Genomic DNA, 23063 nt, shown 5'->3' on the forward strand with positions numbered 1-23063 from the left:
CGGTCGAAATTATTCTTCACGGGCCGTAGCCTCCGCAGTGGTGGGGCTTGCGTACTCAGGCTTGAGCTGGCCGTGCTCATCCAGCAGCCAGGCGTCCATGATCTGGCGCACCACTGGCGCGGCGACGCCGGAGCCCGACTCACCGTTCTCGACCATCACCGACACAACGATTTTCGGGTTGTCGGCAGGCGCAAAACCGACGAACAAGGCGTGGTCGCGGTGGCGTTCCTGAACCTTGGAGCGGTCGTACTTCTCGCCCTGCTTGATGGCGACCACCTGGGCCGTACCACTCTTGCCGGCAATGCGGTATTGCGCGCCGATGGCCGCCTTGCGCGCGGTACCCCGGGCGCCGTGCATCACCTGCTGCATGCCGTTGTTGACCTTCTGCCAGTCCGACGGATTGTGCAGGATGATGTCCGGCATCGGGTTCGGGTCCACCGGCTTCTGGCCTTCGATGGTCTTGGCCAGGTGCGGGCGATACCACTTGCCCTTGCTCGCCACCAGCGCCGTGGCCTGGGCCAGTTGCAGGGGCGTTGCCTGCATGTAGCCCTGGCCGATCCCCAGGATCAGGGTTTCCCCCGGGTACCACGCCTGGCGACGGGTCGCCCGTTTCCACTCCCGGGACGGCATCAGGCCCGGCGACTCTTCGAACATGTCCAGGGAGACTTTCTGACCGAGCCCGAACTTATTCATATAGGCCGCCAGCCGATCGATCCCCAGCTTATGGGCCAGGTCATAGAAGTAGGTGTCGTTGGAGCGCATGATCGCCGTTTCCAGGTCCACGTAGCCGTCGCCGGTGCGGTTCCAGTTACGGTACTTGTGGTCATAGTTGGGCAGCATGTAGTAACCCGGGTCGTAGACCCGGCTCGAAGCATTGACCACACCGGAGTCCAGCCCGGCAATCGCCACGGCCGGCTTGATGGTCGAGCCCGGCGGATACAGGCCGCGCAGCACGCGGTTGAACAGTGGCCGGTCGATGGAATCACGCAACTCGGAATAGGCCTTGAAGCTGATACCGGTGACGAACAGGTTCGGGTCGAAACTCGGCTGGCTGACCATCGCCAGGACCTCGCCGGTGTTCGGGTCCAGCGCGACCACGGCGCCACGGCGCCCGCCCAGCGCGGCTTCGGCGGCTTCCTGCAGCTTGATGTCCAGGCTCAAGACGATGTCCTTGCCGGGGATCGGGTCGGTGCGCTTGAGCACCCGCAACACACGGCCGCGGGCATTGGTCTCGACTTCTTCGTAACCCACCTGGCCATGCAGCTCGGGCTCGTAGAAGCGCTCGATACCGGTCTTGCCGATGTGGTGGGTGCCGCTGTAATTGACCGGATCGAGGGTCTTGAGCTCTTTCTCGTTGATCCGCCCCATGTAGCCGACCGAGTGGGCAAAGTGCGCGCCCTGGGGATAATGCCGCACCAACTGCGCCACCACCTCGACGCCGGGCAGGCGGAACTGGTTCACGGCGATCAGGGCAATCTGCTCTTCGGTCAGCTCGAACAGAATCGGTACCGGCTCGAACGGACGCCGCCCCTGGCGCATGCGCTTCTCGAAGATCGCCCGGTCCTCGGGGGTCAGCTGCAGCACTTCGACGATCACGTCGAGCACGTGCTGCCAATCCCCGGAGCGCTCGCGGGTCATGCTCAGGCTGAAGCTGGGCCGGTTATCCGCCACCACCACGCCATTGCGGTCGAAAATCAGCCCGCGGGTCGGCGGAATCGGCTGCACATGCACACGGTTGTTTTCCGACAGGGTCGAGTGATACTCGTACTGGATCACCTGGAGAAAATACAGCCGGGCGATCAGCACACAGATCAGCGTCACCACCGTAATGGCACCGAACACGACGCGGCCCCGCACCAGGCGGGCGTCTTTTTCGTGGTCCTTGATGCGGATCGGCTGGGGCATGAGGGCAGGATTACTTGTGGTAAGGGTGCCCGGACAGGACTGTCCAGGCACGATACAACTGTTCGCCGATCAGAATCCGCACCAGCGGGTGCGGCAACGTCAACGGCGACAACGACCAGCGCTGATCAGCCCGGGCACAGACTTCCGGCGCCAGCCCTTCCGGGCCACCGACCATGAAATTGACCGTGCGCGAATCCAGCCGCCAGCGATCGAGCTCCACCGCCAACTGCTCGGTGCTCCAGGACTTGCCGTGGACTTCGAGGGTGACAATGCGCTCGTTCGGCCCGACCTTGGCCAGCATGGCTTCGCCTTCCTGGCGGATAAAGCGCGCCACGTCGGCGTTCTTGCCACGGGTATTGAGCGGAATTTCCACCAGTTCCAGGGCCAGCTCGGACGGAAGACGCTTGGCATATTCATGCCAGCCTTCTTCCACCCACTTGGGCATGCGAGAACCGACAGCGATCAGGCGCAGTCGCACAGCGGTCCCTTATTGCTGGTCTTTGTTGAGCTTGGTGAAGTGCTCATGGGTGTTTTCCGGGCTGTGGTGCGCAGCGCTGGCCGAACGGCTCTGCTCGGCACCGGCCCACAGGCGCTCCAGGTCATAGAACTGACGCGCCGAGGCGGTCATCATGTGCACGATGACGTCGTCCATATCCAGCAGCACCCAGTCGCTGTCGCCCTTGCCTTCTTCACCCAACGGCTTGACGCCCTGGGCCTTGACCGCTTCGCGGACCTTATCCAGCATCGCGCCGATCTGGCGGTTGGAGGTACCGGTGGCGATGATCATGTAGTCAGTGATGCTCTGCTTTTCACGAACGTCGATCACCTGGATGTCCTGGGCCTTGACGTCTTCCAGGGCCGCTACGGCTACCTTGACCAGTTCTTCACCGGCCAATACCACGCCGGTATGGGCTTCTACGGGCAGCGGGGCGCTTTTGAATGTGCCTTTGCGCTTTACTTTGTTTACGTCTTTGTCAGTCATATAAAACTCGTTTTGCTCGTGTGTTCGGGCGCTTCGCTACACGCATTCACGTGACTTGAAGCGCGCCCTTTTTCAGTTCGACGCACGGTACAGCCCGTGCGCATCGATGTAGGCCAGGACCGCGTCGGGCACCAGGAAACGTACCGACTTACCGCTGGCCAGCAGTTGACGGATCTGGGTGGCGGATACCGCGAGCGGCGTCTGCCAGACGAATGCAATCTGTCCGCTCGGCCCTTTCAGGGCCAGCGGGTCGCTCACCGAGCGGGCCGCCAGCAGGTTGCGCAAGGCATCCGGCGGCTCGCTGTCGGCATCCGGGCGTTGCAGCACCAGGATGTGGCAATGCTGGAGCAACTCTTCCCAGCGATGCCAAGTGGGCAGGCCGCAAAATGCGTCCCAGCCCAGAAGCAGAAAAACCTGGGCATCAGCGGCCAGTTCGGCGCGCATCAGCTCCAGGGTATCAATGGTGTAGGACGGTTTGTCCCGCTGCAATTCGCGGGCGTCCACCACCAACGGCGCCACACCGGCCACCGCGCACTCGACCATCGCCAGACGGTCCTGCGCCGACACCTGCGGCGTGTCCCGGTGAGGCGGCCTGGCGCTGGGCGTCAGGCGTAGCTCATCGAGGGCCAGGGCATCGGCGACTTCCAGCGCACCGCGCAAATGGCCGATGTGCACCGGGTCGAACGTGCCGCCCAGGATACCGATGCGCCGGGGCGGGGTTGTCGTCACTGCGGCTGACGGGTCGAGGTCGCCCAAGTCAGACCGGCTCCTGTCCGCGCAACTGGCCGTCACCGACCACGATGTACTTCTCGCAGGTCAAGCCTTCGAGGCCCACCGGGCCGCGGGCGTGCAGCTTATCAGTAGAAATGCCGATCTCGGCACCCAATCCGTATTCAAAGCCGTCGGCGAAGCAGGTCGGGGTGTTGATCATCACTGACGCCGAGTCCACTTCGGCCACGAAACGCCGGGTTTCCCCCAGGTTTTCACTGACGATGGAATCGGTGTGGTGCGAGCCGTGGCGATTGATATGGTCGATGGCTTGATCCAGCCCGTCGACCACGCGGATCGACAGGATCGGCGCCAGGTACTCGGTGTCCCAGTCTTCCTCGGTGGCCACCGCCGCCTCGATGATCGCCCGGGTGCGCTCGCAACCACGCAGCTCGACGCCTTTTTCGCGGAACTGGGCCGCCATCGACGGCAGGAAGGCCTGGGCAACGGCCTGGTCCACCAGCAGGGTTTCCATCGCGCCGCAGATGCCATAACGGTAGGTCTTGGCGTTGAAGGCGATGCGCTGGGCTTTCGGCAGTTCGGCGTGGGCGCTGACGTAGACGTGGCAGATACCGTCCAGGTGTTTGATCACTGGCACGCGGGCGTCACGGCTGACCCGTTCGATCAGGCCCTTGCCGCCACGCGGGACGATGACGTCGACGAACTCGGGCATGCTGATCAGCGCGCCAACCGCGGCGCGATCGGTGGTTTCCACCACTTGCACCACGGCCGCCGGCAGATCGGCTTCGGCCAGGCCGCGCTGGATGCAGGCGGCAATGGCGCGGTTGGAATGAATCGCCTCGGAACCGCCGCGCAGGATGGTCGCGTTACCCGACTTCAGGCACAGGCTCGCGGCGTCGATGGTCACGTTCGGCCGCGACTCGTAAATGATCCCGACCACGCCCAGGGGCACGCGCATCTTGCCGACCTGGATACCTGACGGCCGATAGCTCATGTCACGGATCGCCCCGACCGGGTCCGGCAGCGCCGCGACCTGCCGCAGACCGACGATCATGCCATCGATGCGGGCCGGGGTCAGCGCCAGGCGTTCGAGCATGGCCGGCTCGAGGCCATTGGCCCGACCTGCGGCCAGGTCCAGCTCATTGGCGGCGGACAACTCGGCGCGAGCAGCGTCCAGCGCATTGGCGGCGGCCTGCAGGGCGCGGTTTTTCTGCGCAGTGCTGGCACGGCCGATGATGCGCGACGCTTGACGAGCGGCGCGACCCAGGCGGGTCATGTAGTCAAGAACGGACTCAGTCATGGTCTGTGTGGTCTTGGCAAAGAGGAAAGCGGCAGATTATAGCTGTCGTAACCCGCGACTAACAGCGTGGACTCGCAGTGGTGACCGGCGGAGGCGTAAAACCTGCGCAAATTGCCGGTGTTCAGCGGTGATTAAGCTTTCCATTGCTATCATCGCGCTTCCTTTGGCCTCACTTCGTTTATCGCCATGACCGATTTGCCTCAACCGCCAAACGCCCTTCCCCACGCTTTTTTTGATCGCGATGCCCAGGTACTGGCCCGGGATCTACTGGGTAAAGTCATTCGCCACAAGGTTGGCGAGCTGTGGCTCAGCGCGCGGATCATCGAGACCGAGGCGTATTACTTCGCCGAAAAGGGTAGCCACGCGTCGCTGGGTTACACGGAAAAACGTAAGGCTTTGTTTCTGGATGGCGGCCACATCTATATGTACTACGCCCGGGGTGGCGACTCGCTGAACTTCAGCGCCCAGGGCCCCGGCAATGCGGTGCTGATCAAATCGGCGTACCCATGGGTCGACGCCGTTTCCGGCCCGGCGAGCCTGGCGCAGATGCTGCTGAACAACCCCGACGCCCAGGGCCGCCCGCGCGCCTCACAAAAACTCTGTGCCGGCCAGACCTTGCTGTGCAAGGCTTTGGGCCTGAAAGTGCCGCAGTGGGACGCCAAGCGCTTCGACCCCGAACGCCTGCTGGTGGAAGACGTGGGCGTGCCGACGGTCAATGTGATCCAGACCACTCGCCTGGGCATCCCACAGGGACGGGACGAACACCTGCCCTATCGCTTCGTCGATGCCGCCTACGCGCCGTGGTGCACCAGGAACCCGTTGCGGCGCGGGCAGGTCGAAGGGCGGGATTATTTTTTGCTTTCATGATCGACACATTTCACTGTGGGAGCGAGCTTGCTCGCTCCCACAGTGAAAATTGCATGCCGCTTTATATTCAATGGAGTTGTATTTATGGGCCCATGGCTCGATAGCATCACCGGCTGGCTGACCCTCAACCCGCAATGGCTGGCGGTGGCGGTGTTCATTGTCGCTTGCGTGGAGTGCCTGGCCATCGCCGGGTTGATCGTGCCGGGGACCGTGCTGTTGTTTGCCATAGCGGTACTGGCCGGCAGCGGCGCGTTGTCCCTCGGTGAGACGCTGCTGCTGGGCCTGCTCGGTGGTTTGCTCGGGGATCTGGTGTCGTACTTCCTGGGCCGGCACTTCCACCAGAACATCCGGCGCCTGCCGGGGCTGCGCCATCATCCGGAATGGATGGCTGCGGCAGAAAGCTATTTCCAGCGCTACGGTATCGCCAGCCTGCTGGTGGGCCGCTTCATCGGCCCGCTAAGGCCCATGTTGCCGATGGTGGCCGGGATGTGCGACATGCCGTTTCCGCGCTTCGCGGCTGTCAGCCTGTTGGCCGCGGCAGGCTGGACCGTGGCGTACCTGCTGCCGGGCTGGGCCACCGGAGCGGCATTCCGCCTGCCATTGCCCGAGGGCTTCTGGCCACAGGCCGGCGTGGTGATCGGCAGCATCGCGGTGATGATCGGGCTGAGTGTCAACAGCAGCCTGCGTCGCCATCGGCACGCCTCGGCGCTGATCGCAGGCCTTGGCCTGCTGATCCTGATCGGGTTGTTCATCGGCTTTCGCTACCTGACAGCCTTCGACCAGGGCCTGGTGGCGCTGGTCCAGGAACATCGCAGCGCGACAATGGACGAAATCGCCGTGACCTTCACGCTGCTCGGCGAATTCCGCAACATGCTGATTTTCAGCGCCCTGCTCACCGGTTTGCTGCTGTTGGCACGCCAATGGCGCCAGGCAATCTTTGCCGGGGGCACGATGCTGCTCACCTCCCTGGCCAATACCGGCAGCAAACACTTCTTCGCCCGTGTGCGCCCGGAAATCCTCACCGACCCGCTGACCAGCTACAGCATGCCCAGCGGCCATGCCTCTGGCGCCTTCGCGCTGTTCCTGAGCCTCGCCATCCTCGCCGGTCGCGGACAACCACCGCGCATGCGCCTGACCTGGCTGCTGCTCGGCTGCCTGCCGGCACTGGCCATTGCCCTGTCGCGGGTATACCTGGGGGCTCACTGGCCGAGCGATGTCGTCGCCGGCGCCATGCTCGCGGCCTGTGTCTGCGCCGCGGTCCTGTGGCTGAGCCAGCGCCAGACACCGCTGCCGGCCATGCCGCCGAAAATCTGGTGGCTGATATTGCCGGCACTGGTGGCGGCGTTCAGCTTCTTCGCGCTGCGGCATTTGCCCCATGCGATGTTGCGGTATGCCTATTGAGCGGCGATCCATGTGGGAGCGGGCTTGCTCGCGAAAGCGGTGGGTCATTTAACACGTGTGTCGGATGACACTCCGCTTTCGCGAGCAAGCCCGCTCCCACAGGGGATCAGTGTTATTCAGTGGATATGAGTTAGGTCAGGCGAAGAGCTCACCTTGCAACTCATCGAGCAACGCCTGGATCGCATCCAGCCGCTGCTGGGGATCATCGAGCTGCAGCAGGTCGATCTTGTCCAGTTCATTGAACGGCAGCAGGTAGGCCAGTTGATTGGCCAGGGACTGCTGGCCGGTGGCTTCGGTGCCCATGTTCAGCGCCTCGACCATCGGGTGTTCGGCCAGGGCCTTGAGCAGCGCCACCAGGTCGGCATCCTCATCCTGTAGCGGTTGTTCCGGCTCGTCTTCCAGCCACTCGACCTCGGCGACCGTCAATTGATCCGGCTGGACGCTGCTGCCATGCACGATAAAGCGGCGCCCACCCTGCACGCGAATGCCCAACAGGCCGTTGTCCTGCTGGGAAAAGTCAGTGATCCGTGCCTCACAGCCGACCCGCGCATAGCCATCAGGGGCAATGCCGACTTCCTCGCCATCAAGAATACAAACCACGCCGAAGCCTTCACCCTTCTTCATGCAGCGACCGATCATGTCGAGGTAACGCGCCTCGAAAATCTGCAAATCAAGGATGCAACCGGGGAACAGTACGGTGTTCAACGGGAAAAGCGGCAAGCTCATAACCAGTTCCTTAAACCGTCATCGACACCACCAACGGCAGCAACACCGCCGTGGCCACGCCCATCAGACTCATCGCCAGCGCCGCAAAGGCACCGGACTCCTCGCTTTCCTGCAACGCCACGGACGTGCCCACCGCATGGGCCGTCAACCCCAGGGCCATGCCACGGGCCTCCGGACTATGGACACCCAACCGGGTCAGAATGCTCGGGCCCAGAATCGCCCCGAGCACGCCGGTGATCAAGACGAACACCGCCGCCATCGCCGCGACACCGCCGATCTGCTCGGCCACCAGCATGGCAATCGGCGACGTCACCGACTTGGGCGCCATGGTCATCAGAATCATGTGCTCGGCGCCGAACGCCCAGCCCAACACCACCGCAGAGCCGGTGGCGAACACCCCGCCAATCACCAGCGTAGTAAAAATTGGCCAGAACAACTGCCGGATCCGACGCAGATTCAAATACAACGGCACGGCCAGGGCGACGGTGGCCGGGCCCAGCAGAATGCTGAGGATCTCGGTGCTCTTGCGGTATTCGGCGTAGCTGATACCACAACCGACCAGCACAGCGATCAGCAGCACCATCGACATCAGCACCGGTTGCAGGAACACCCAGCGGGTCTTTTCGAACGCCGCCAACACCAATTGATAGGCGCCCAGGGTAATACCGATGCCGAACAATGGATGGTGGATCACCGAGCCCCAGGCTCCCTGCCAGTCGAGCATCATTGAGCGTCCTCCGCAGCGGGGGCGTGACGCCGGGCCAGGCGCTGCATCAGCACGCCGGTAAACGCCATGGACAGGACCAGAGACAACACCAGCGCACCGACGATGGCCCAGAAATCGGCGGCAATGGCCCGGGCGTAGACCATCACCCCCACCGCTGGCGGCACCAGCAGCAACGGCAGGTAACGCAGCAGGCTGCTGGCGGCCAGGTTCAATGGCTCGCCGACTTCGCCGCGAACGATCAGATAACCCAGCAACAGCAGCAGGCCAATGATTGGCCCCGGCAACACTGGCAGGAACAAATGATTGATGGCGGTGCCCAGCAATTGGAACAGCACCAGCCAGGTCAGGCCCCGTAGCAACATCCGCTCTCTCCCCTGCAACACTTACTCAAAGAATGCGCCGGCATTATAAGCACGCCCGCGCTATGGTTCGGCATTCGTAAAAAGCATGGTCAGTGACCTTACCCGCGCCTCATGTTGATCTACAGTGGTTCTCCGGGGACACAGATCCCCGTGACAAAAGACAAAACAGATGAACCCAAGGAGAGTCTCAATGCCCTACGTTCCCGTTGCAGCGCTCAAAGATTATGTCGGCAAGGAGCTTGGACGTTCCGAATGGCTGACCATCGATCAGGACCGTATCAACCTGTTCGCCGAAGCCACTGGCGACTTTCAGTTCATCCACGTCGATCCGGTCAAGGCCGCGCAGACCCCGTTCGGCAGCACCATTGCCCACGGTTTCCTGTCGCTGTCGCTGATACCCAAGCTGATGGAAGATATCCTGATCCTGCCCGAGGGCGTGAAAATGGTCGTCAACTATGGGTTGGACAGTGTGCGTTTCATTCAGCCGGTCAAGGTTGATTCCAAGGTCCGGCTCAAGGTCGACCTGGTGGACGCTACCGAGAAAAAACCCGGCCAATGGCTGCTCAAGGCCACCGCCACCCTGGAAATCGAAGGTTCGGACAAACCGGCCTACATCGCTGAGCCACTATCACTCTGCTTCGTGTAAACCTGCGCGGTCGCGAAACCGCTCAGGCAGTTTCGCATCGCTTCTCTATATCTAGGGGACATAGCTGCGGCATACTCGTGGCCTGATGACCTGGATCCCGTTATGCGCTTACTTGTTCCCCTGACCCTGATCTTGTTGCTCACTGCCTGCGGCGACGGCGAATCGCTGTTGCCTCCAGACGCGCGCCTGCCCGACGGCGGACGCTATCGCGGCGACCTGGTGGACGGCTTGCTGCAAGGCCAGGGGCGCGTCGACTACCCCAACGGCAGCTGGTACGCCGGGCAGTTCGACAAAGGCCAATGGCATGGCACCGGGGAATGGCATGGCAGCAATGGCGAGGTTTATCGCGGCCAGTTCGAGCAGGGTCTGTTCAACGGCCAGGGCAGCCTGACCACGCCCACCACCAGCTACACCGGCGGCTTCAAGCAGGGCCGGCGAGACGGCGAAGGGACCCTCAAAGAAAACGGCATGACCTACCGTGGCGAGTTCAAGGCCGATCGCTATTCCGGCCTCGGACGCCTGGAGCTCGCCGACGGCAGCCAGTATCAAGGCCCGTTTGCCAACGGCAAGCCCAACGGTGAAGGCCAGCGTTTTGATGTCAGCGGCAACCAATTCACCGGAAAATTCGTCGATGGCCAGCTCCAGGGCAAGGGCACCTTCAACAGCGCTGACGGCGATGTCTACATCGGCGGGTTCAAGAACAACCAGCTCAATGGCCGTGGTCGCTACGAAAACGCCGATGGCGATGTCTGGATCGGCCAGTTCAAGGACGGCGCCCTCACCGGCAAGGGTGAACTGATCGGCGCCGATGGCAGCCATTACCTCGGTCAATTCAATGAATGGCGTTTTACCGGTCAGGGCCGCCTGAACCTGCCCGACGGTAGTTTTTACATCGGCCAGTTCGAAAGCGACACTTATCACGGGCGCGGCACCCTGGTGCTGACCGACGGCACCGTGCAAAGCGGCGCCTGGGCCAACGGCCAACGGGTGCGCGACGCCGACGGCAGGTTGCTGCCGGACGTGCTCGAACTCGGCCTGCTGGCCCAGGGTCGTTTGCTGGAAGACGCCTTGGCCAACATCCCGGCCTCGACGCCGGCGGTGGAGCTGTACAGCCTGACCCTGGGCGGCGACGGCAAGCAAAGCGTGTTCCTGCGCGAGTCCGACTATGTCGCCAACATGCTCGCCAGCCGTTTCGGCGCATTCGGGCAGATCCGCCTGGTGAACCACCGCGACCACCTCGGCGACCGGCCCATGGCCAGCCGCGAAAGCCTGCGCCGCGCCGCCGCCACCCTGGCCGAGCGCAGCGGCCCGGAAGACCTGATCTTCATCTACCTGACCAGCCACGGCACCGGCGAGCATGAACTGGTGCTCGACCAGCCGCGCATGGAATTGGCCGACCTGCCCGCCGACGAACTGGCAGTGGTGCTGGAGCCGCTGAAAAACCGCGACAAGATCGTGGTGATCTCGGCGTGCTACTCCGGCGGCTTCATCCCGGCACTCAAGGATGAACGCACACTGATCATGACCGCGTCCCGGGCCGACCGGGTGTCCTTCGGCTGCTCCGAGGAGGCCAACTTCACCTACTTCGGCGATGCGCTGTTCGCCCAGGCACTGAACCAGACCGACGACTTGGAGCAGGCCTTCAAACGGGCCAAGGCCACGGTCGCCGAACGCGAACAGGCGGACAATTTCGAAGCCTCCGAACCGCAGATCTGGGCGCCCAGGACCGTTATTTCCCATTGGCAATTGCTGCGCAAACAGCAGGCACGAAAAGCATTGCAAAGTGCTGCATTGAACGACGAGGCCACAAAGAGCAACTAAGCTGAATCGTATCAAGGGGGAAACACTATGTACTTGACGCCTCAGCATGTTTTGCTCGCCGGAGCCACCGGCTTGACCGGTGAACACCTGCTGGATCGGCTGCTCAGCGAGCCGACCATCACCCGCGTATTAGCGCCTTCACGCCGGCCATTGGCCGAGCACCCACACCTGGAAAACCCGGTTGGGGAACCGGCCCAGGTGTTGCCACAACTCAGCGGCCGGGTGGACATCGCCTTTTGCTGCCTGGGCACGACCATCAAGAAAGCCGGCTCTGAACAGGCCTTTCGCGCGGTGGACCTGGACCTGGTCGTGGCGTTTGCCAAACGCGCCCGGGAACTGGGCGCACGGCACTTGATCGTGATCAGCGCGTTGGGGGCTGACGCGAAGTCATCGATTTTCTACAACCGGGTCAAGGGCGAAATGGAAGCCGCACTCAAGGCCCAGGACTGGCCACAACTGACCATCTGCCGCCCTTCCCTGCTGCTGGGTGACCGCACCGAACCGCGCCTGGCCGAGCAACTGGCCGGGCCGCTGTCGAAGCTGATCCCGGGCAAATACCACGGCATCGAAGCCTGCCAACTGGCCCGCGCCATGTGGCGATTGGCGCTGGAAGAGCAGGATGGGGTGCGGGTGGTGGAGTCGGATGAGTTGCGTAAGCTCGGCAAATAGTCATGTGGCGCCTGATCGGACGCCATCGCGAGCTTGCTCGCGATGGCGGTGGAACAGCTTGCATCCATGCAGGATGCACAACCCCAACTGCTGTAGCGCGTGTTACAACCCACCCGTCGCCTGAAACCCCACGCCCAGCGCCGTGAACAACGACAACGGCAACAACAAGGTGTCGAGCAACGCACTGCCCGGCAAATCGAGGCCCGGGTAGCTCGGGGCCTCGGCGCCGAAGCGGTCCTTGGCGCAGCAGCCGCCATTGAGGGCGTAGAGGTCCAGGCGCGTTCCCGCGTACACCACCGGCGCGCCGGGCTTGGCGGCGTCGAGGGTGCGGGCAGTGGCGCAGCCGGTCAGTTGCAGCGCCAGCAGTACGATCAGCAGCTTATTCATCGCTGCTCAAATGGTGCTCGCCCCAGCGTGGCAGCATGTCCTGGGGGATGTTCAGCAGGTTGAGAATCCGCGCGACCACGAAATCGATCAGGTCGTCGATGGTCTGTGGCTGGTGATAAAACCCTGGCGAGGCCGGCAGGATGGTCACACCCATGTTCGACAGCTTGAGCATGTGTTCCAGGTGAATGCTCGAGTACGGCGCTTCCCGTGGCACCAGGATCAACTGGCGGCGCTCCTTGAGCGTGACGTCCGCAGCCCGCTCGATCAGGTTGTTGCAAGCGCCGGTGGCGATCGCCGACAGCGTCCCGGTGGAACACGGCACCACCACCATCGCCGCCGGGGCGCCGGAGCCCGAGGCCACCGGCGACATCCAGTCTTCCTTGCCATACACACGAATCTGCCCCGCCGCCGCACCGGTGTATTCGGTGAGGAAGGCCTGCATCATCTGGGTCTTGGCCGGCAAGGTCACGTCGGTTTCGGTGGCCATCACCAGTTGCGCGGCCTTGGAGATGAGGAAATGCACCTCGCGGTCTTCGCGCACCAGGCAATCGAGCAGGCGCAAGCCGTACTGGGCGCCGGAGGCACCGGTCATCGCCAGCGTGATGCGTTCAGGGCCATTGCTCATTTCAGCGCCTCGGCCAGTTTACCGTGCAGGCCGCCGAAGCCGCCGTTGCTCATGATCACCACGTGAGTGCCGGGTTGGGCCTGGCTCTTCACGCGCGCAATGATGCCTTCCAGGGAATCGCTGACGATCGACGGCACCGTGCACAACGCGGCAGTGGCCCCCAGGTCCCAACCGAGGTTGGCCGGCGCGTACCAGATCACCTGATCGGCATCGACCACGCTTTCCGGCAGACCGTCACGGTGGGCACCCAGCTTCATGGAATTGGAGCGCGGCTCGATGATCGCGATCAGCGGCGCGTCACCGATGCGCTTGCGCAAACCGTCCAACGTGGTGGCGATGGCGGTCGGGTGGTGAGCGAAGTCGTCATAGATGGTGATGCCGTTCACCTCGGCGACTTTTTCCATCCGCCGTTTCACGCTCTTGAACGCGCTCAAGGCGGCAATGCCCATGGACGGCACTACGCCGACATGCCGGGCCGCCGCGAGGGTGGCCAAGGCATTGGCGACGTTGTGCTGGCCGGTCATGTCCCACTCGACCACGCCTTGGGACTGGCCCTCGAACATCACTTCGAACTGCGAACCGTCGTCCTTGAGCAACTTCACCTGCCACTGCCCGCCCGCGCCGGTGGTCTGCACCGGGGTCCAGCAGCCCATTTCGATCACCCGCTGCAACGCTGGTTCGGTGGTCGGATGGATGACCAGGCCTTCGCTCGGAATAGTGCGCACCAAATGGTGGAATTGCCGCTCGATGGCCGGCAGATCGGGGAAGATATCCGCATGATCGAACTCAAGGTTGTTGAGAATCGCCGTGCGCGGACGGTAGTGGACGAATTTCGAGCGTTTGTCGAAAAACGCGCTGTCGTATTCGTCGGCCTCGATCACGAAGAACGGCGTGCCGCCCAAGCGCGCCGACACCGCGAAATTCTGTGGTACGCCGCCGATCAAAAAGCCCGGGCTCATGCCCGCGTGCTCCAGCACCCAGGCAAGCATGCTGCTGGTGGTGGTCTTGCCGTGGGTACCGGCCACGGCCAGGACCCAACGGCCCTGCAACACGTGATCGGCCAGCCATTGCGGGCCCGAGACGTACGGCAGGCCTTTGTTGAGCACGTACTCCACCGCCGGGTTGCCACGGGACATGGCGTTGCCAATGACCACCAGGTCTGGCGCCGGGTCCAGTTGCGCCGGGTCATAGCCTTGGGTCAGCTCAATGCCCTGGGCCTCCAGCTGCGTGCTCATCGGCGGATAGACGTTGGCGTCGGAACCGGTCACATGATGGCCCAGCTCCTTGGCCAAAACGGCCATCGAACCCATGAAAGTGCCGCAGATACCGAGAATATGAATGTGCATAGTCGACCTCGTAAAACATGGCCGCAGGTTAGCGTAGGGAGGGGGAAATCGCACCTTGTGTTTAAACCCCGGTGCACAGGCGGGCTTCTGTGGGAGCAAGGCTTGCCCGCGATAGCGGTGGATCAGCTTGCAGTGATGTTGAATGTGCAGCCGCCTTCGCGAGCAAGCCCGCTCCCACAGTTGACCGAGTTCTTTCAGGAGGAATGCGGTCAGAATGTGGGAGCGGGCTTGCTCGCGAATGCCCGCGACGCGGTTCAGCGGGCGATGGCGTGTTTACGCAGCTTCCGGTAGAGGGTGTTGCGGCTGATCCCCAGTTGTTCAGCCGTATGGGTCATGTGCCAGCGCTGGCGCTCCAGCACATCGAGCAGCGCCACACGCTCGGCATCTTCCAGTGGCCGCTCCACCACGGTTTCAACCAGCGCCACCGGACGCTGGCGAATCATCGCTGGCAAATCCTCCAGCCCGATCCGCCCGCCGTCGCACAACGCCGCCAGGGTACGCAGCACATTACGCAGTTGCCGCACGTTGCCCGGCCAATCGAAGCCCAGCAACGCCTGGCGCGCCGCTTCGTCGATGATCACCGTTTCGGCGCCCGCCTCTTCGGCCAGCAGGAAATCCAGCAACTGCGACTTGTCACTGCGCTCGCGCAACGCCGGCAGCGGAATTTCCAGGCCGTTGAGCCGGTAGTACAAATCCTCGCGAAAACTGCCGTCCTGCACCCGCTCCAGCAATTGCCGGTGGGTGGCGCTGATGATGCGCACGTTGACCGCTTCGGGCTCGCCGCCGATGGGCACCACCTGGCGATCTTCCAGCACCCGCAGCAAACGGGTCTGCAAGGCCAGGGGCATGTCGCCGATTTCATCGAGGAACAGCGTGCCGCCGTCGGCCTGTTGCAGCTTGCCGCGCATGCCTTCCTTGCGCGCGCCGGTGAAGCTGCCGCCGCGATAGCCGAACAGCTCGCTTTCGATCAGGCTTTCCGGGATGGCCGCGCAATTGAGGGCGACAAATTGCTTGCTAGCGCGTTGGCTGGCCTGGTGCACGGCTTTGGCGAAGGCTTCTTTACCGGAGCCGGTTTCGCCGTGGATCAACAGCGGGACATCGCGCTCGAACACCCGCAGTGCCTTGCGGAAATGCTCCTGCAACGCCGCATCTCCCAGGCAGATGCCCGGCAGCCGTGCGGGCTCGATGGCCTTGAGCAGCGGCGCGACCGGCACCGGCACGCTGCGCGGCTGACCACGCAGCACGGCGAACAAATGCCGACCGTCACGGGTGCGCAACGGCCAGCTCGCACTGGCATTGATGCTCGCACGGCCGAGCAACTCGTCCAGCGAACAATCGAAAAAGTCTTCCACCCGCTGGCCCAGCAAGCTGCCGCGAATATGCCCCAAGAGGTTGAGCGCGCTCTGGTTGACCGCACTGATCCGCCCTTCGCCGTCGAACGCCAGCAATCCTTCACTGAACAGCCCCACGGACTCGGCTTGCAGGTGAAAGCGCAGCAGCCATTGATTGTCGAAGCAACGCAGGAAATAACAGCTCTCGATCATCTTCGCCGAGAGATTGACCAGGGCCATGGTGTGGAACTGGCTCTGGCGCGACACGTCCGGCCGGGCCGAGGACACGTCGAGCACCGCCAGCAGCTCGCCCTGGGGGTCGAACACCGGGCTGGCCGAGCAGGTCAGGCCGGTGTGGCGGCCGCGAAAGTGTTCTTCCTGGTGGATGGTCAGGGCCTGGCGTTCCACCAGGCAGGTGCCGATGCCGTTGGTGCCTTCGCAGGCTTCGCTCCAGTCGGCGCCGAGCCAGAGCCCGGCCCGTTCGAAAATCTTGCGTTCGCTGGGGGCGGTGACGCAGTTGAGGATCACGCCCCGGGCGTCGGTCAGCAGCACCGCGTGGCCGGCGCCGGAAAGTTGCTGATGGAGGCTGGTCATTTCGCTGCCGGCGATGTGCAGCACCTGTTGCAGGCGTTCGCGGCTTTCCAGCACCCGGCCATGTTCGAGCACCGTCGGTGCGAGGTTCTGGGCCGGGTCGAGGTGATAGTCCTCGAGACAGCGCAGCCAGGAACGGGCAATCGACGGATCGCTGCCGGGGCCCTGCAGGTGGGTCTTGCCCTGGGTGACCGTCAGGACTTGCTGGGCATGGCGACTCAAGTGGTTGCTGTGCATTTCTTATTGTTCTCCCCGAAGGTAGCGGCCCCCAGCATCCTCCAGCCCAACCACCTTTGCAATGCTGGCGCGACTTGTCAGTCACAGACTGTCTCGCTTATGGCACAAACTGTCACACCCGCTGTATCGCAAGCGTCACGCATGGCATCCGTTTGTCCGACGAACTCCTCCTAAAGTCTTGATTTATGGGCCCCGCAAGGCAATGGCCCAACCTTTGCTCTAGGCTTAATTACCGGCGCTCAATTTTGCGCGGCTCCCTTATAAGCACAAAAAGCCAAGGAGAACTCATCATGCGTTACGCTCACCCCGGTACTGAAGGCGCTATCGTTTCGTTCAAGAGCAAATACGGTAACTACATCGGCGGCGAGTTCGTCGCGCCTGTCAAAGGTCAGTACTTCACCAATACTTCCCCGGTCAATGGCCAGCCCATTGCCGAATTCCCGCGTTCCACGGCCGAAGACATCGAAAAAGCCCTGGACGCCGCCCACGCTGCCGCGGATGCCTGGGGCGCCACGTCGGCCCAGGCCCGTTCGCTGGTCCTGTTGAAAATCGCCGACCGCATCGAAGCCAACCTCGAAGTGCTGGCGATCACCGAATCCTGGGACAACGGCAAGGCCGTGCGCGAAACCCTCAACGCCGACATCCCCCTGGCCGCCGACCACTTCCGCTACTTCGCCGGTTGCCTGCGGGCCCAGGAAGGCAGCGCCGCCGAGATCGACGGCAACACCGTGGCCTATCACATCCACGAACCGCTGGGCGTGGTCGGGCAGATCATCCCGTGGAACTTCCCGCTGCTGATGGCCGCCTGGAAACTCGCCCCGGCCCTGGCCGCCGGTAACTGCGTGGTGCTCAAGCCAGCCGAGCAAACCCCACTGGGCATCTGCGTGCTCATGGAACTGATCGGCGACCTGTTGCCGCCCGGCGTGCTGAACGTGGTGCAAGGCTTCGGTAAAGAAGCCGGTGAAGCCCTGGCGACCAGCAAGCGCATCGCCAAGATCGCGTTTACCGGTTCCACCCCAGTCGGCTCGCACATCATGAAATGCGCCGCCGAGAACATCATTCCGTCCACCGTGGAACTGGGCGGCAAGTCGCCGAACATCTTCTTCGAAGACATCATGCAGGCCGAGCCGAGCTTCATCGAAAAAGCCGCCGAAGGCCTGGTGCTGGCGTTCTTCAACCAAGGTGAAGTCTGCACCTGCCCATCCCGCGCCCTGGTGCAGGAGTCGATCTACGACGAGTTCATGAAAGTGGTGATGAACAAAGTCCTGCAGATCAAACGTGGCGACCCGCTGGACACCGACACCATGGTCGGCGCCCAGGCGTCCGAGCAGCAATTCGACAAGATTCTTTCGTACCTGGAAATCGCCAAGGGCGAAGGCGCCGAGCTGCTGACCGGCGGCAAGGTGGAAAAACTCGAAGGCAACCTGGCCAGCGGTTATTACATCCAGCCGACCCTGCTCAAGGGCACCAACAAAATGCGCGTGTTCCAGGAAGAAATCTTCGGCCCAGTGGTGAGCATCACCACCTTCAAGGACGAAGCCGAAGCCCTGGCGATTGCCAACGACACCGAGTTCGGCCTCGGCGCCGGCCTGTGGACCCGCGACATCAACCGCGCCTACCGCATGGGCCGGGCGATCAAGGCCGGTCGCGTGTGGACCAACTGCTACCACCTCTACCCGGCGCACGCCGCGTTTGGTGGCTACAAGAAGTCCGGTGTGGGTCGTGAGACGCACAAGATGATGCTCGATCATTATCAGCAGACCAAAAACCTGTTGGTGAGCTACGACATCAATCCGTTGGGGTTCTTCTAAGCCCTGGGGCCAGGCACAGGTATCTTGCCTGGCCCTTTAGATAGCTATCGCGAGCAAGCTCGCTCCCACAGGGATCTGTGGATAACTCGTTTCCAGGGTTGAAACAGATCCACTGTGGGAGCGAGCTTGCTCGCGATGGCGGCGGTCCAGCTTGCATCCCTGCTGTATGCAACACACCGGTTCCAAGATCAGCCCCGCTCCAACAGGGCCAAAAAACAATAAAAACAGGTAAACCCTTATGCCAAGCGATCATGCAAACCCGCAACCGGCAACGTCCTCGGTCGACTTCGAAAAAGTCGGCTCCGAATATTTCCAACAACGCGAACTGAAAAAAGGCGCGGCAGGCTGGGTCCTGCTGGTGGGCCTGGGGGTGGCGTATGTCATTTCTGGGGACTACGCCGGCTGGAACTTCGGCTTGGCCCAAGGCGGCTGGGGCGGCATGTTCCTCGCTACCCTGCTGATGGCCGCGATGTACCTGTGCATGTGCTTTTCCCTGGCGGAACTGTCCTCGATGATCCCCACCGCCGGTGGCGGCTACGGCTTTGCCCGCAGCGCATTCGGGCCCTGGGGCGGGTTTCTCACGGGCACGGCGATCCTCATCGAATACGCCATCGCCCCGGCGGCGATTGCCGTGTTCATCGGCGCGTATTGCCAATCGCTGTTCGGCATTGGCGGCTGGATGATCTACCTGGCGTTCTACATCATCTTCATCGCCATCCATATTTTCGGCGTGGGTGAAGCCCTCAAGCTGATGTTCATCATCACCGCCGTTGCCGCCCTGGCACTGGGGGTTTTCCTGGTGGCCATGGTGCCGCACTTCAACGTCGCCAACCTGCTGGACATCCCTGTCACCGCGGCCACAGGCGCCAGCCCATTCCTGCCCTTCGGCTACGTCGGCGTGTGGGCGGCGATTCCTTATGCGATCTGGTTTTTCCTGGCCGTGGAAGGCGTACCGCTGGCGGCTGAAGAAACCAAGAACCCCAAGCGCGACCTGCCGCGCGGCTTGATCGGCGCCATGCTGGTGTTGGTGGCCTTCGCCCTGCTGATACTGGTGATCGGCCCAGGCGGCGCGGGCTCCAATGCGTTGATGGCCTCGGGCAACCCACTGGTAGAGGCACTGGCCAAGGCCTACGGCGGCTCCACCTGGATGGGCAGCTTCGTCAACCTCGTGGGTCTGGCGGGCCTGATCGCCAGCTTCTTCTCGATCATCTACGCCTACTCGCGGCAGATCTTTGCCTTGTCCCGCGCCGGCTACCTGCCGCGCAAACTCTCCGAAACCAACAAAAGCAAAGCGCCGGTATTGGCGCTGGTCATTCCCGGCATCATTGGTTTCGGCCTGTCCTTGACCGGCCAGGGCGACCTGCTGATTCTGGTGGCGGTGTTCGGCGCCACCATCTCCTACGTGCTGATGATGGCCGCGCACATCACCTTGCGCATCCGTCGCCCCAAAATGGACCGGCCATACCGCACACCGGGCGGCATCTTCACCTCGGGCGTGGCCCTGGTGCTGGCGTGCATCGCCGTAGTTGCGGGCTTCCTGGTGGATCCGCGCGTGGTCATCGGCGCGGCGATCATCTATGGAGTGTTAATTGCTTACTTCGCGTTCTACAGTCGGCATCACTTGGTAGCAGGCACGCCCGAAGAAGAATTCGCGGCTATTCAGAAAGCTGAAGAAGCCTTGCACTGAGTTGTAAAACGCCGAAAACCACGGCGCCGCCCAGCGGCGCCGTCACGGAGAACCTGTATGGCCAGTTTTGCACACACGGTCGGCGCCCAGACCTACCGCTTCGACAGCCTCAAAGACCTGATGGCCAAGGCCAGCCCGGCGCGTTCCGGGGATTTTCTGGCCGAGGTCGCGGCGCTCAACGATGGTGAGCGCGTGGCCGCGCAAATGGCGCTGGCCGACCTGCCCCTCAGCCATTTCCTGCAGGAAATGCTGATTCCTTACGAGGTCGACGAAGTCACCCGGCTGATCGTCGACACTCACGATAAACAAGCCTTCGCCACCGTCAGCCATCTCACCGTCGGCGGTTTTCGCGATTGGCTGCTCAGCGACGCCGCCGATGAACAGAGCCTGCGGGCGCTGGCCCCGGGCCTTACGCCGGAAATGGTCGCCGCCGTGTCGAAGATCATGCGCGTGCAGGATCTGGTGCTGGTGGCGCAGAAAATCCGCGTGGTGACCAAGTTCCGCGGCACCCTCGGCCTGCGCGGGCGCCTGTCCACCCGCCTGCAACCCAACCACCCCACCGATGAACCCGCCGGCATCGCCGCGAGCATCCTCGACGGCCTGCTCTTCGGCAACGGCGACGCCATGATCGGCATCAACCCGGCCACCGACAGCACCGCCTCGATCTGCGCCATGCTGGAAATGCTCGACGCCATCATCCAGCGCTACGACATCCCCACCCAGGGCTGCGTGCTGACTCACGTCACCACCTCCATCGAAGCGGCAAACCGCGGTGTGCCCCTGGACCTGGTGTTCCAGTCCATCGCCGGCACCGAAGCGGCCAACGCCAGCTTCGGCATCAGCCTGAGCGTCTTGAAAGAAGGCTACGACGCCGGGCTCAGCCTGAATCGCGGCACCTTGGGCAACAACCTGATGTATTTCGAAACCGGCCAGGGCAGCGCGCTGTCAGCCAACGCCCACCATGGCGTCGATCAACAGACCTGCGAAACCCGGGCCTACGCCGTGGCACGACATTTCAAGCCATTCCTGGTGAACACGGTAGTAGGCTTCATCGGCCCGGAATACCTGTACAACGGCAAACAGATCATCCGCGCCGGCCTCGAAGACCACTTCTGCGGCAAGCTGTTGGGCGTGCCGATGGGCTGCGACATCTGCTACACCAACCACGCCGAAGCCGACCAGGACGACATGGACACCCTGCTGACCCTGCTGGGCGTGGCCGGGATCAACTTCATCATGGGCATCCCCGGCTCCGACGACATCATGCTCAACTACCAGACCACCTCGTTCCACGACGCCCTCTACGCCCGCCAGACCCTGGGCCTGAAACCGGCGCCGGAATTCGAAACCTGGCTGGCGAACATGGGCATCTTCACCCAGGCCGATGGCCGGGTGCGGTTTGGCGACAACCTGCCACCGGCGTTCCGTCACGCCCTGGCGCATTTGGGATAAGTGAACTGCCCATGGACAAAAACCCTGTCGATCCACAAAACCCTTGGCTGAATCTACGTAACCTCACGCCGGCGCGCATCGCCCTGGGCCGCACCGGCACCAGCCTGCCGACCCAGGCGCAATTGGACTTCCAATACGCCCACGCCCAGGCCCGCGATGCGGTGCACCTGGCGTTCGATCACCAAGGGATTCGTGCGCAACTGGCTGAACGCGGCCGCGAAAGCCTGTTACTCCACAGTGCGGCGGCTGACCGACATAGCTATTTGCAACGCCCGGACCTGGGCCGACGGCTCGACGAGGCTTCCGCACAAATCCTGGAGGACTACGCAACGGCCCATCCCGGCGGCGTGGACCTGGCCATCGTCGTCGCTGATGGCCTGTCGGCGCTGGCGGTGCATCGGCATACGCTGCCGTTCCTGGCGCGGCTGGAAGAACAGACTGCCGCTGACGGCTGGTCGGTGTCGCCTGTGATCCTGGTGGAACAAGGCCGGGTGGCGGTGGCCGATGAAGTGGCGCAGCGGCTTGGCGCGAAAATGTCGGTGATCCTGATCGGCGAACGCCCCGGCCTCAGCTCACCTGACAGCCTGGGGCTGTATTTCACCTACAACCCCAAGGTCGGCCTGACCGATGCCTATCGCAACTGCATCTCCAATGTCCGCCTCGAAGGCCTGAGCTACGGCATGGCCGCCCACCGCCTGATTTACCTGATGCGCGAGGCCTGTCGCCGCCAACTCTCGGGGGTCAATCTGAAGGACGAAGCCCAGGTACAAACTCTAGACTCGGAAAATACTGCCGATATGAAAGGTAACTTCCTACTCATGCCACCCCAAAGCTGATCCGTTTATCCGTTGCGTTTTTGATCCGCTTTCAGGCAGCATCGAAGCACGGCAGAACGCCGTTGTAGTCAGAGTATCTGTCGACCTTTGCAGACGAGACCTACCATGCGGATTATCCAAGCGACCCTGGAACACCTGGACCTGCTGACCCCATTGTTCGTCAAGTACCGGGAATTCTACGGCTCACTGCCCTACCCGGATTCGTCGCGAGCCTTCCTCGAAAAACGCCTGCGCCGCAAGGAGTCGGTGATCTACCTGGCCTTGCCGGATGACGACGACAACAAGCTGCTGGGCTTCTGCCAGCTCTACCCAAGCTTCTCGTCGCTGTCGCTCAAGCGCGTGTGGATCCTCAACGACATCTACGTCGCCGAAGACGCCCGCCGCCAACTGGTGGCCGACAACCTGATCCGCACCGCAAAAAAAATGGCCAAGGAAACCAACGCCGTGCGCATGCGCGTCTCCACCAGCAGCAACAACGAAGTCGCGCAGAAAACCTACGAATCGATTGGCTTCAAGGAAGACACCGAGTTCAAGAACTACGTGCTGCCGATCAGCGAGGGGATCTGAGCCGCTTACCGCGGCCTGATCGATCTGTGGAAGCAAAGCTTGCTCGCGATAGCGGTCC

Annotated in this window: 22 protein-coding genes; 10 read left to right on the forward strand and 12 right to left on the reverse strand. The window is 62.8% G+C overall.

From position 1 onward, the window contains the following. Positions 1 to 9: 9 nt before the first annotated feature. From mrdA to ACWNZ1_RS20790, 5 genes are all read right to left on the reverse strand, one after another. Positions 10 to 1905, reverse strand: a complete 1896-nt coding sequence (mrdA, locus tag ACWNZ1_RS20770) for a penicillin-binding protein 2 (protein ID WP_135847337.1) — start codon at positions 1903 to 1905, stop codon at positions 10 to 12. A 10-nt stretch (positions 1906 to 1915) separates the two neighbouring features. Beyond that, complete coding sequence (gene rlmH, locus ACWNZ1_RS20775; protein ID WP_102679463.1) at positions 1916 to 2383, reverse strand: 23S rRNA (pseudouridine(1915)-N(3))-methyltransferase RlmH; 468 nt, start codon at positions 2381 to 2383, stop codon at positions 1916 to 1918. 9 nt (positions 2384 to 2392) lie between these two features. Beyond that, positions 2393 to 2887, reverse strand: a complete 495-nt coding sequence (gene rsfS / locus ACWNZ1_RS20780; protein ID WP_014340379.1) for a ribosome silencing factor — start codon at positions 2885 to 2887, stop codon at positions 2393 to 2395. A gap of 72 nt (positions 2888 to 2959) precedes the next feature. Then, the gene (nadD, locus tag ACWNZ1_RS20785; protein ID WP_025215651.1) at positions 2960 to 3643 is read right to left on the reverse strand and encodes a nicotinate-nucleotide adenylyltransferase; all 684 of its coding nucleotides are present in this window, start codon (positions 3641 to 3643) and stop codon (positions 2960 to 2962) included. 1 nt (position 3644) lies between these two features. Further along, complete coding sequence (locus ACWNZ1_RS20790) at positions 3645 to 4916, reverse strand: glutamate-5-semialdehyde dehydrogenase (RefSeq protein ID WP_135847338.1); 1272 nt, start codon at positions 4914 to 4916, stop codon at positions 3645 to 3647. 186 nt (positions 4917 to 5102) lie between these two features. Here ACWNZ1_RS20790 and ACWNZ1_RS20795 point away from each other — a divergent pair, with 186 nt between their 5' ends. Next, positions 5103 to 5783 (forward strand): DNA-3-methyladenine glycosylase, encoded by a 681-nt coding sequence (locus tag ACWNZ1_RS20795; protein WP_256453789.1) that lies wholly within the window; start codon positions 5103 to 5105, stop codon positions 5781 to 5783. An 84-nt stretch (positions 5784 to 5867) separates the two neighbouring features. Continuing rightward, complete coding sequence (locus ACWNZ1_RS20800; protein ID WP_135847340.1) at positions 5868 to 7184, forward strand: bifunctional DedA family/phosphatase PAP2 family protein; 1317 nt, start codon at positions 5868 to 5870, stop codon at positions 7182 to 7184. Between the two features lie 135 nt (positions 7185 to 7319). Here ACWNZ1_RS20800 and ACWNZ1_RS20805 read toward each other — a convergent pair whose 3' ends face one another. From ACWNZ1_RS20805 to ACWNZ1_RS20815, 3 genes are read right to left on the reverse strand one after another with little or no spacing between them, the layout of a single operon-like run. Then, on the reverse strand, positions 7320 to 7910 hold the full coding sequence (locus ACWNZ1_RS20805) for an LON peptidase substrate-binding domain-containing protein (protein ID WP_025215655.1): 591 nt from the start codon (positions 7908 to 7910) through the stop codon (positions 7320 to 7322). A gap of 10 nt (positions 7911 to 7920) precedes the next feature. Beyond that, positions 7921 to 8637, reverse strand: coding sequence for an LrgB family protein (locus tag ACWNZ1_RS20810; RefSeq protein WP_135847342.1), 717 nt, complete (start codon positions 8635 to 8637; stop codon positions 7921 to 7923). After that, positions 8634 to 8999 carry a CidA/LrgA family protein gene (locus ACWNZ1_RS20815; protein ID WP_135847343.1) on the reverse strand — a complete coding sequence of 122 codons (366 nt, stop codon included), beginning with the start codon at positions 8997 to 8999 and terminating at the stop codon, positions 8634 to 8636. Before ACWNZ1_RS20815 ends, ACWNZ1_RS20810 begins: the two co-directional genes overlap by 4 nt. A 190-nt stretch (positions 9000 to 9189) precedes the next feature. On the opposite strand from ACWNZ1_RS20815, the gene ACWNZ1_RS20820 reads away from it, so the two are divergent. The 3 genes from ACWNZ1_RS20820 (at position 9190) to ACWNZ1_RS20830 (ending at position 12135) form a co-directional block, all read left to right on the forward strand. Beyond that, a complete protein-coding gene (locus ACWNZ1_RS20820) occupies positions 9190 to 9645 on the forward strand; it encodes a MaoC family dehydratase (RefSeq protein WP_135847344.1) in 456 nt (151 codons plus the stop codon). A 102-nt stretch (positions 9646 to 9747) separates the two neighbouring features. Beyond that, positions 9748 to 11466, forward strand: a complete 1719-nt coding sequence (locus ACWNZ1_RS20825) for a C13 family peptidase (protein ID WP_135847345.1) — start codon at positions 9748 to 9750, stop codon at positions 11464 to 11466. A gap of 27 nt (positions 11467 to 11493) precedes the next feature. Continuing rightward, positions 11494 to 12135, forward strand: a complete 642-nt coding sequence (locus ACWNZ1_RS20830) for an oxidoreductase (RefSeq protein WP_256453791.1) — start codon at positions 11494 to 11496, stop codon at positions 12133 to 12135. Between the two features lie 102 nt (positions 12136 to 12237). On the opposite strand, the gene ACWNZ1_RS20835 is transcribed toward ACWNZ1_RS20830, so the two are convergent. The 4 genes from ACWNZ1_RS20835 to ACWNZ1_RS20850 form a co-directional block, all read right to left on the reverse strand. Continuing rightward, complete coding sequence (locus tag ACWNZ1_RS20835) at positions 12238 to 12522, reverse strand: YceK/YidQ family lipoprotein (protein ID WP_135847348.1); 285 nt, start codon at positions 12520 to 12522, stop codon at positions 12238 to 12240. Next, positions 12515 to 13147: a flavin prenyltransferase UbiX gene (ubiX, locus tag ACWNZ1_RS20840; RefSeq protein WP_014340390.1), complete on the reverse strand. Its 633-nt coding sequence runs from the start codon at positions 13145 to 13147 to the stop codon at positions 12515 to 12517. The genes ACWNZ1_RS20835 and ubiX overlap by 8 nt, the downstream gene beginning before the upstream one ends. Continuing rightward, positions 13144 to 14493, reverse strand: coding sequence for a UDP-N-acetylmuramate:L-alanyl-gamma-D-glutamyl-meso-diaminopimelate ligase (gene mpl, locus ACWNZ1_RS20845; RefSeq protein ID WP_256453792.1), 1350 nt, complete (start codon positions 14491 to 14493; stop codon positions 13144 to 13146). The genes ubiX and mpl overlap by 4 nt, the downstream gene beginning before the upstream one ends. Positions 14494 to 14747: 254 nt before the next feature. Next, positions 14748 to 16652, reverse strand: coding sequence for a sigma-54-dependent Fis family transcriptional regulator (locus ACWNZ1_RS20850; RefSeq protein WP_456027861.1), 1905 nt, complete (start codon positions 16650 to 16652; stop codon positions 14748 to 14750). A 290-nt stretch (positions 16653 to 16942) separates the two neighbouring features. Between ACWNZ1_RS20850 and exaC the strand changes: the two genes are divergently transcribed. The 5 genes from exaC (at position 16943) to ACWNZ1_RS20875 (ending at position 23005) form a co-directional block, all read left to right on the forward strand. Next, a complete protein-coding gene (gene exaC / locus ACWNZ1_RS20855; RefSeq protein ID WP_135847352.1) occupies positions 16943 to 18463 on the forward strand; it encodes an acetaldehyde dehydrogenase ExaC in 1521 nt (506 codons plus the stop codon). Positions 18464 to 18701: 238 nt separating this feature from the next. Next, on the forward strand, positions 18702 to 20150 hold the full coding sequence (gene eat / locus ACWNZ1_RS20860; RefSeq protein ID WP_158457403.1) for an ethanolamine permease: 1449 nt from the start codon (positions 18702 to 18704) through the stop codon (positions 20148 to 20150). Between the two features lie 57 nt (positions 20151 to 20207). Further along, positions 20208 to 21602 (forward strand): ethanolamine ammonia-lyase subunit EutB, encoded by a 1395-nt coding sequence (locus tag ACWNZ1_RS20865; protein WP_280944408.1) that lies wholly within the window; start codon positions 20208 to 20210, stop codon positions 21600 to 21602. A gap of 11 nt (positions 21603 to 21613) precedes the next feature. After that, positions 21614 to 22438 (forward strand): ethanolamine ammonia-lyase subunit EutC, encoded by an 825-nt coding sequence (gene eutC / locus ACWNZ1_RS20870; protein ID WP_456027862.1) that lies wholly within the window; start codon positions 21614 to 21616, stop codon positions 22436 to 22438. Positions 22439 to 22543: 105 nt separating this feature from the next. After that, a complete protein-coding gene (locus ACWNZ1_RS20875) occupies positions 22544 to 23005 on the forward strand; it encodes a GNAT family N-acetyltransferase (protein WP_025569618.1) in 462 nt (153 codons plus the stop codon). Positions 23006 to 23063: the final 58 nt, after the last annotated feature.

The sequence above is a fragment of the Pseudomonas sp. CFBP 5748 genome, assembly GCF_053850495.1.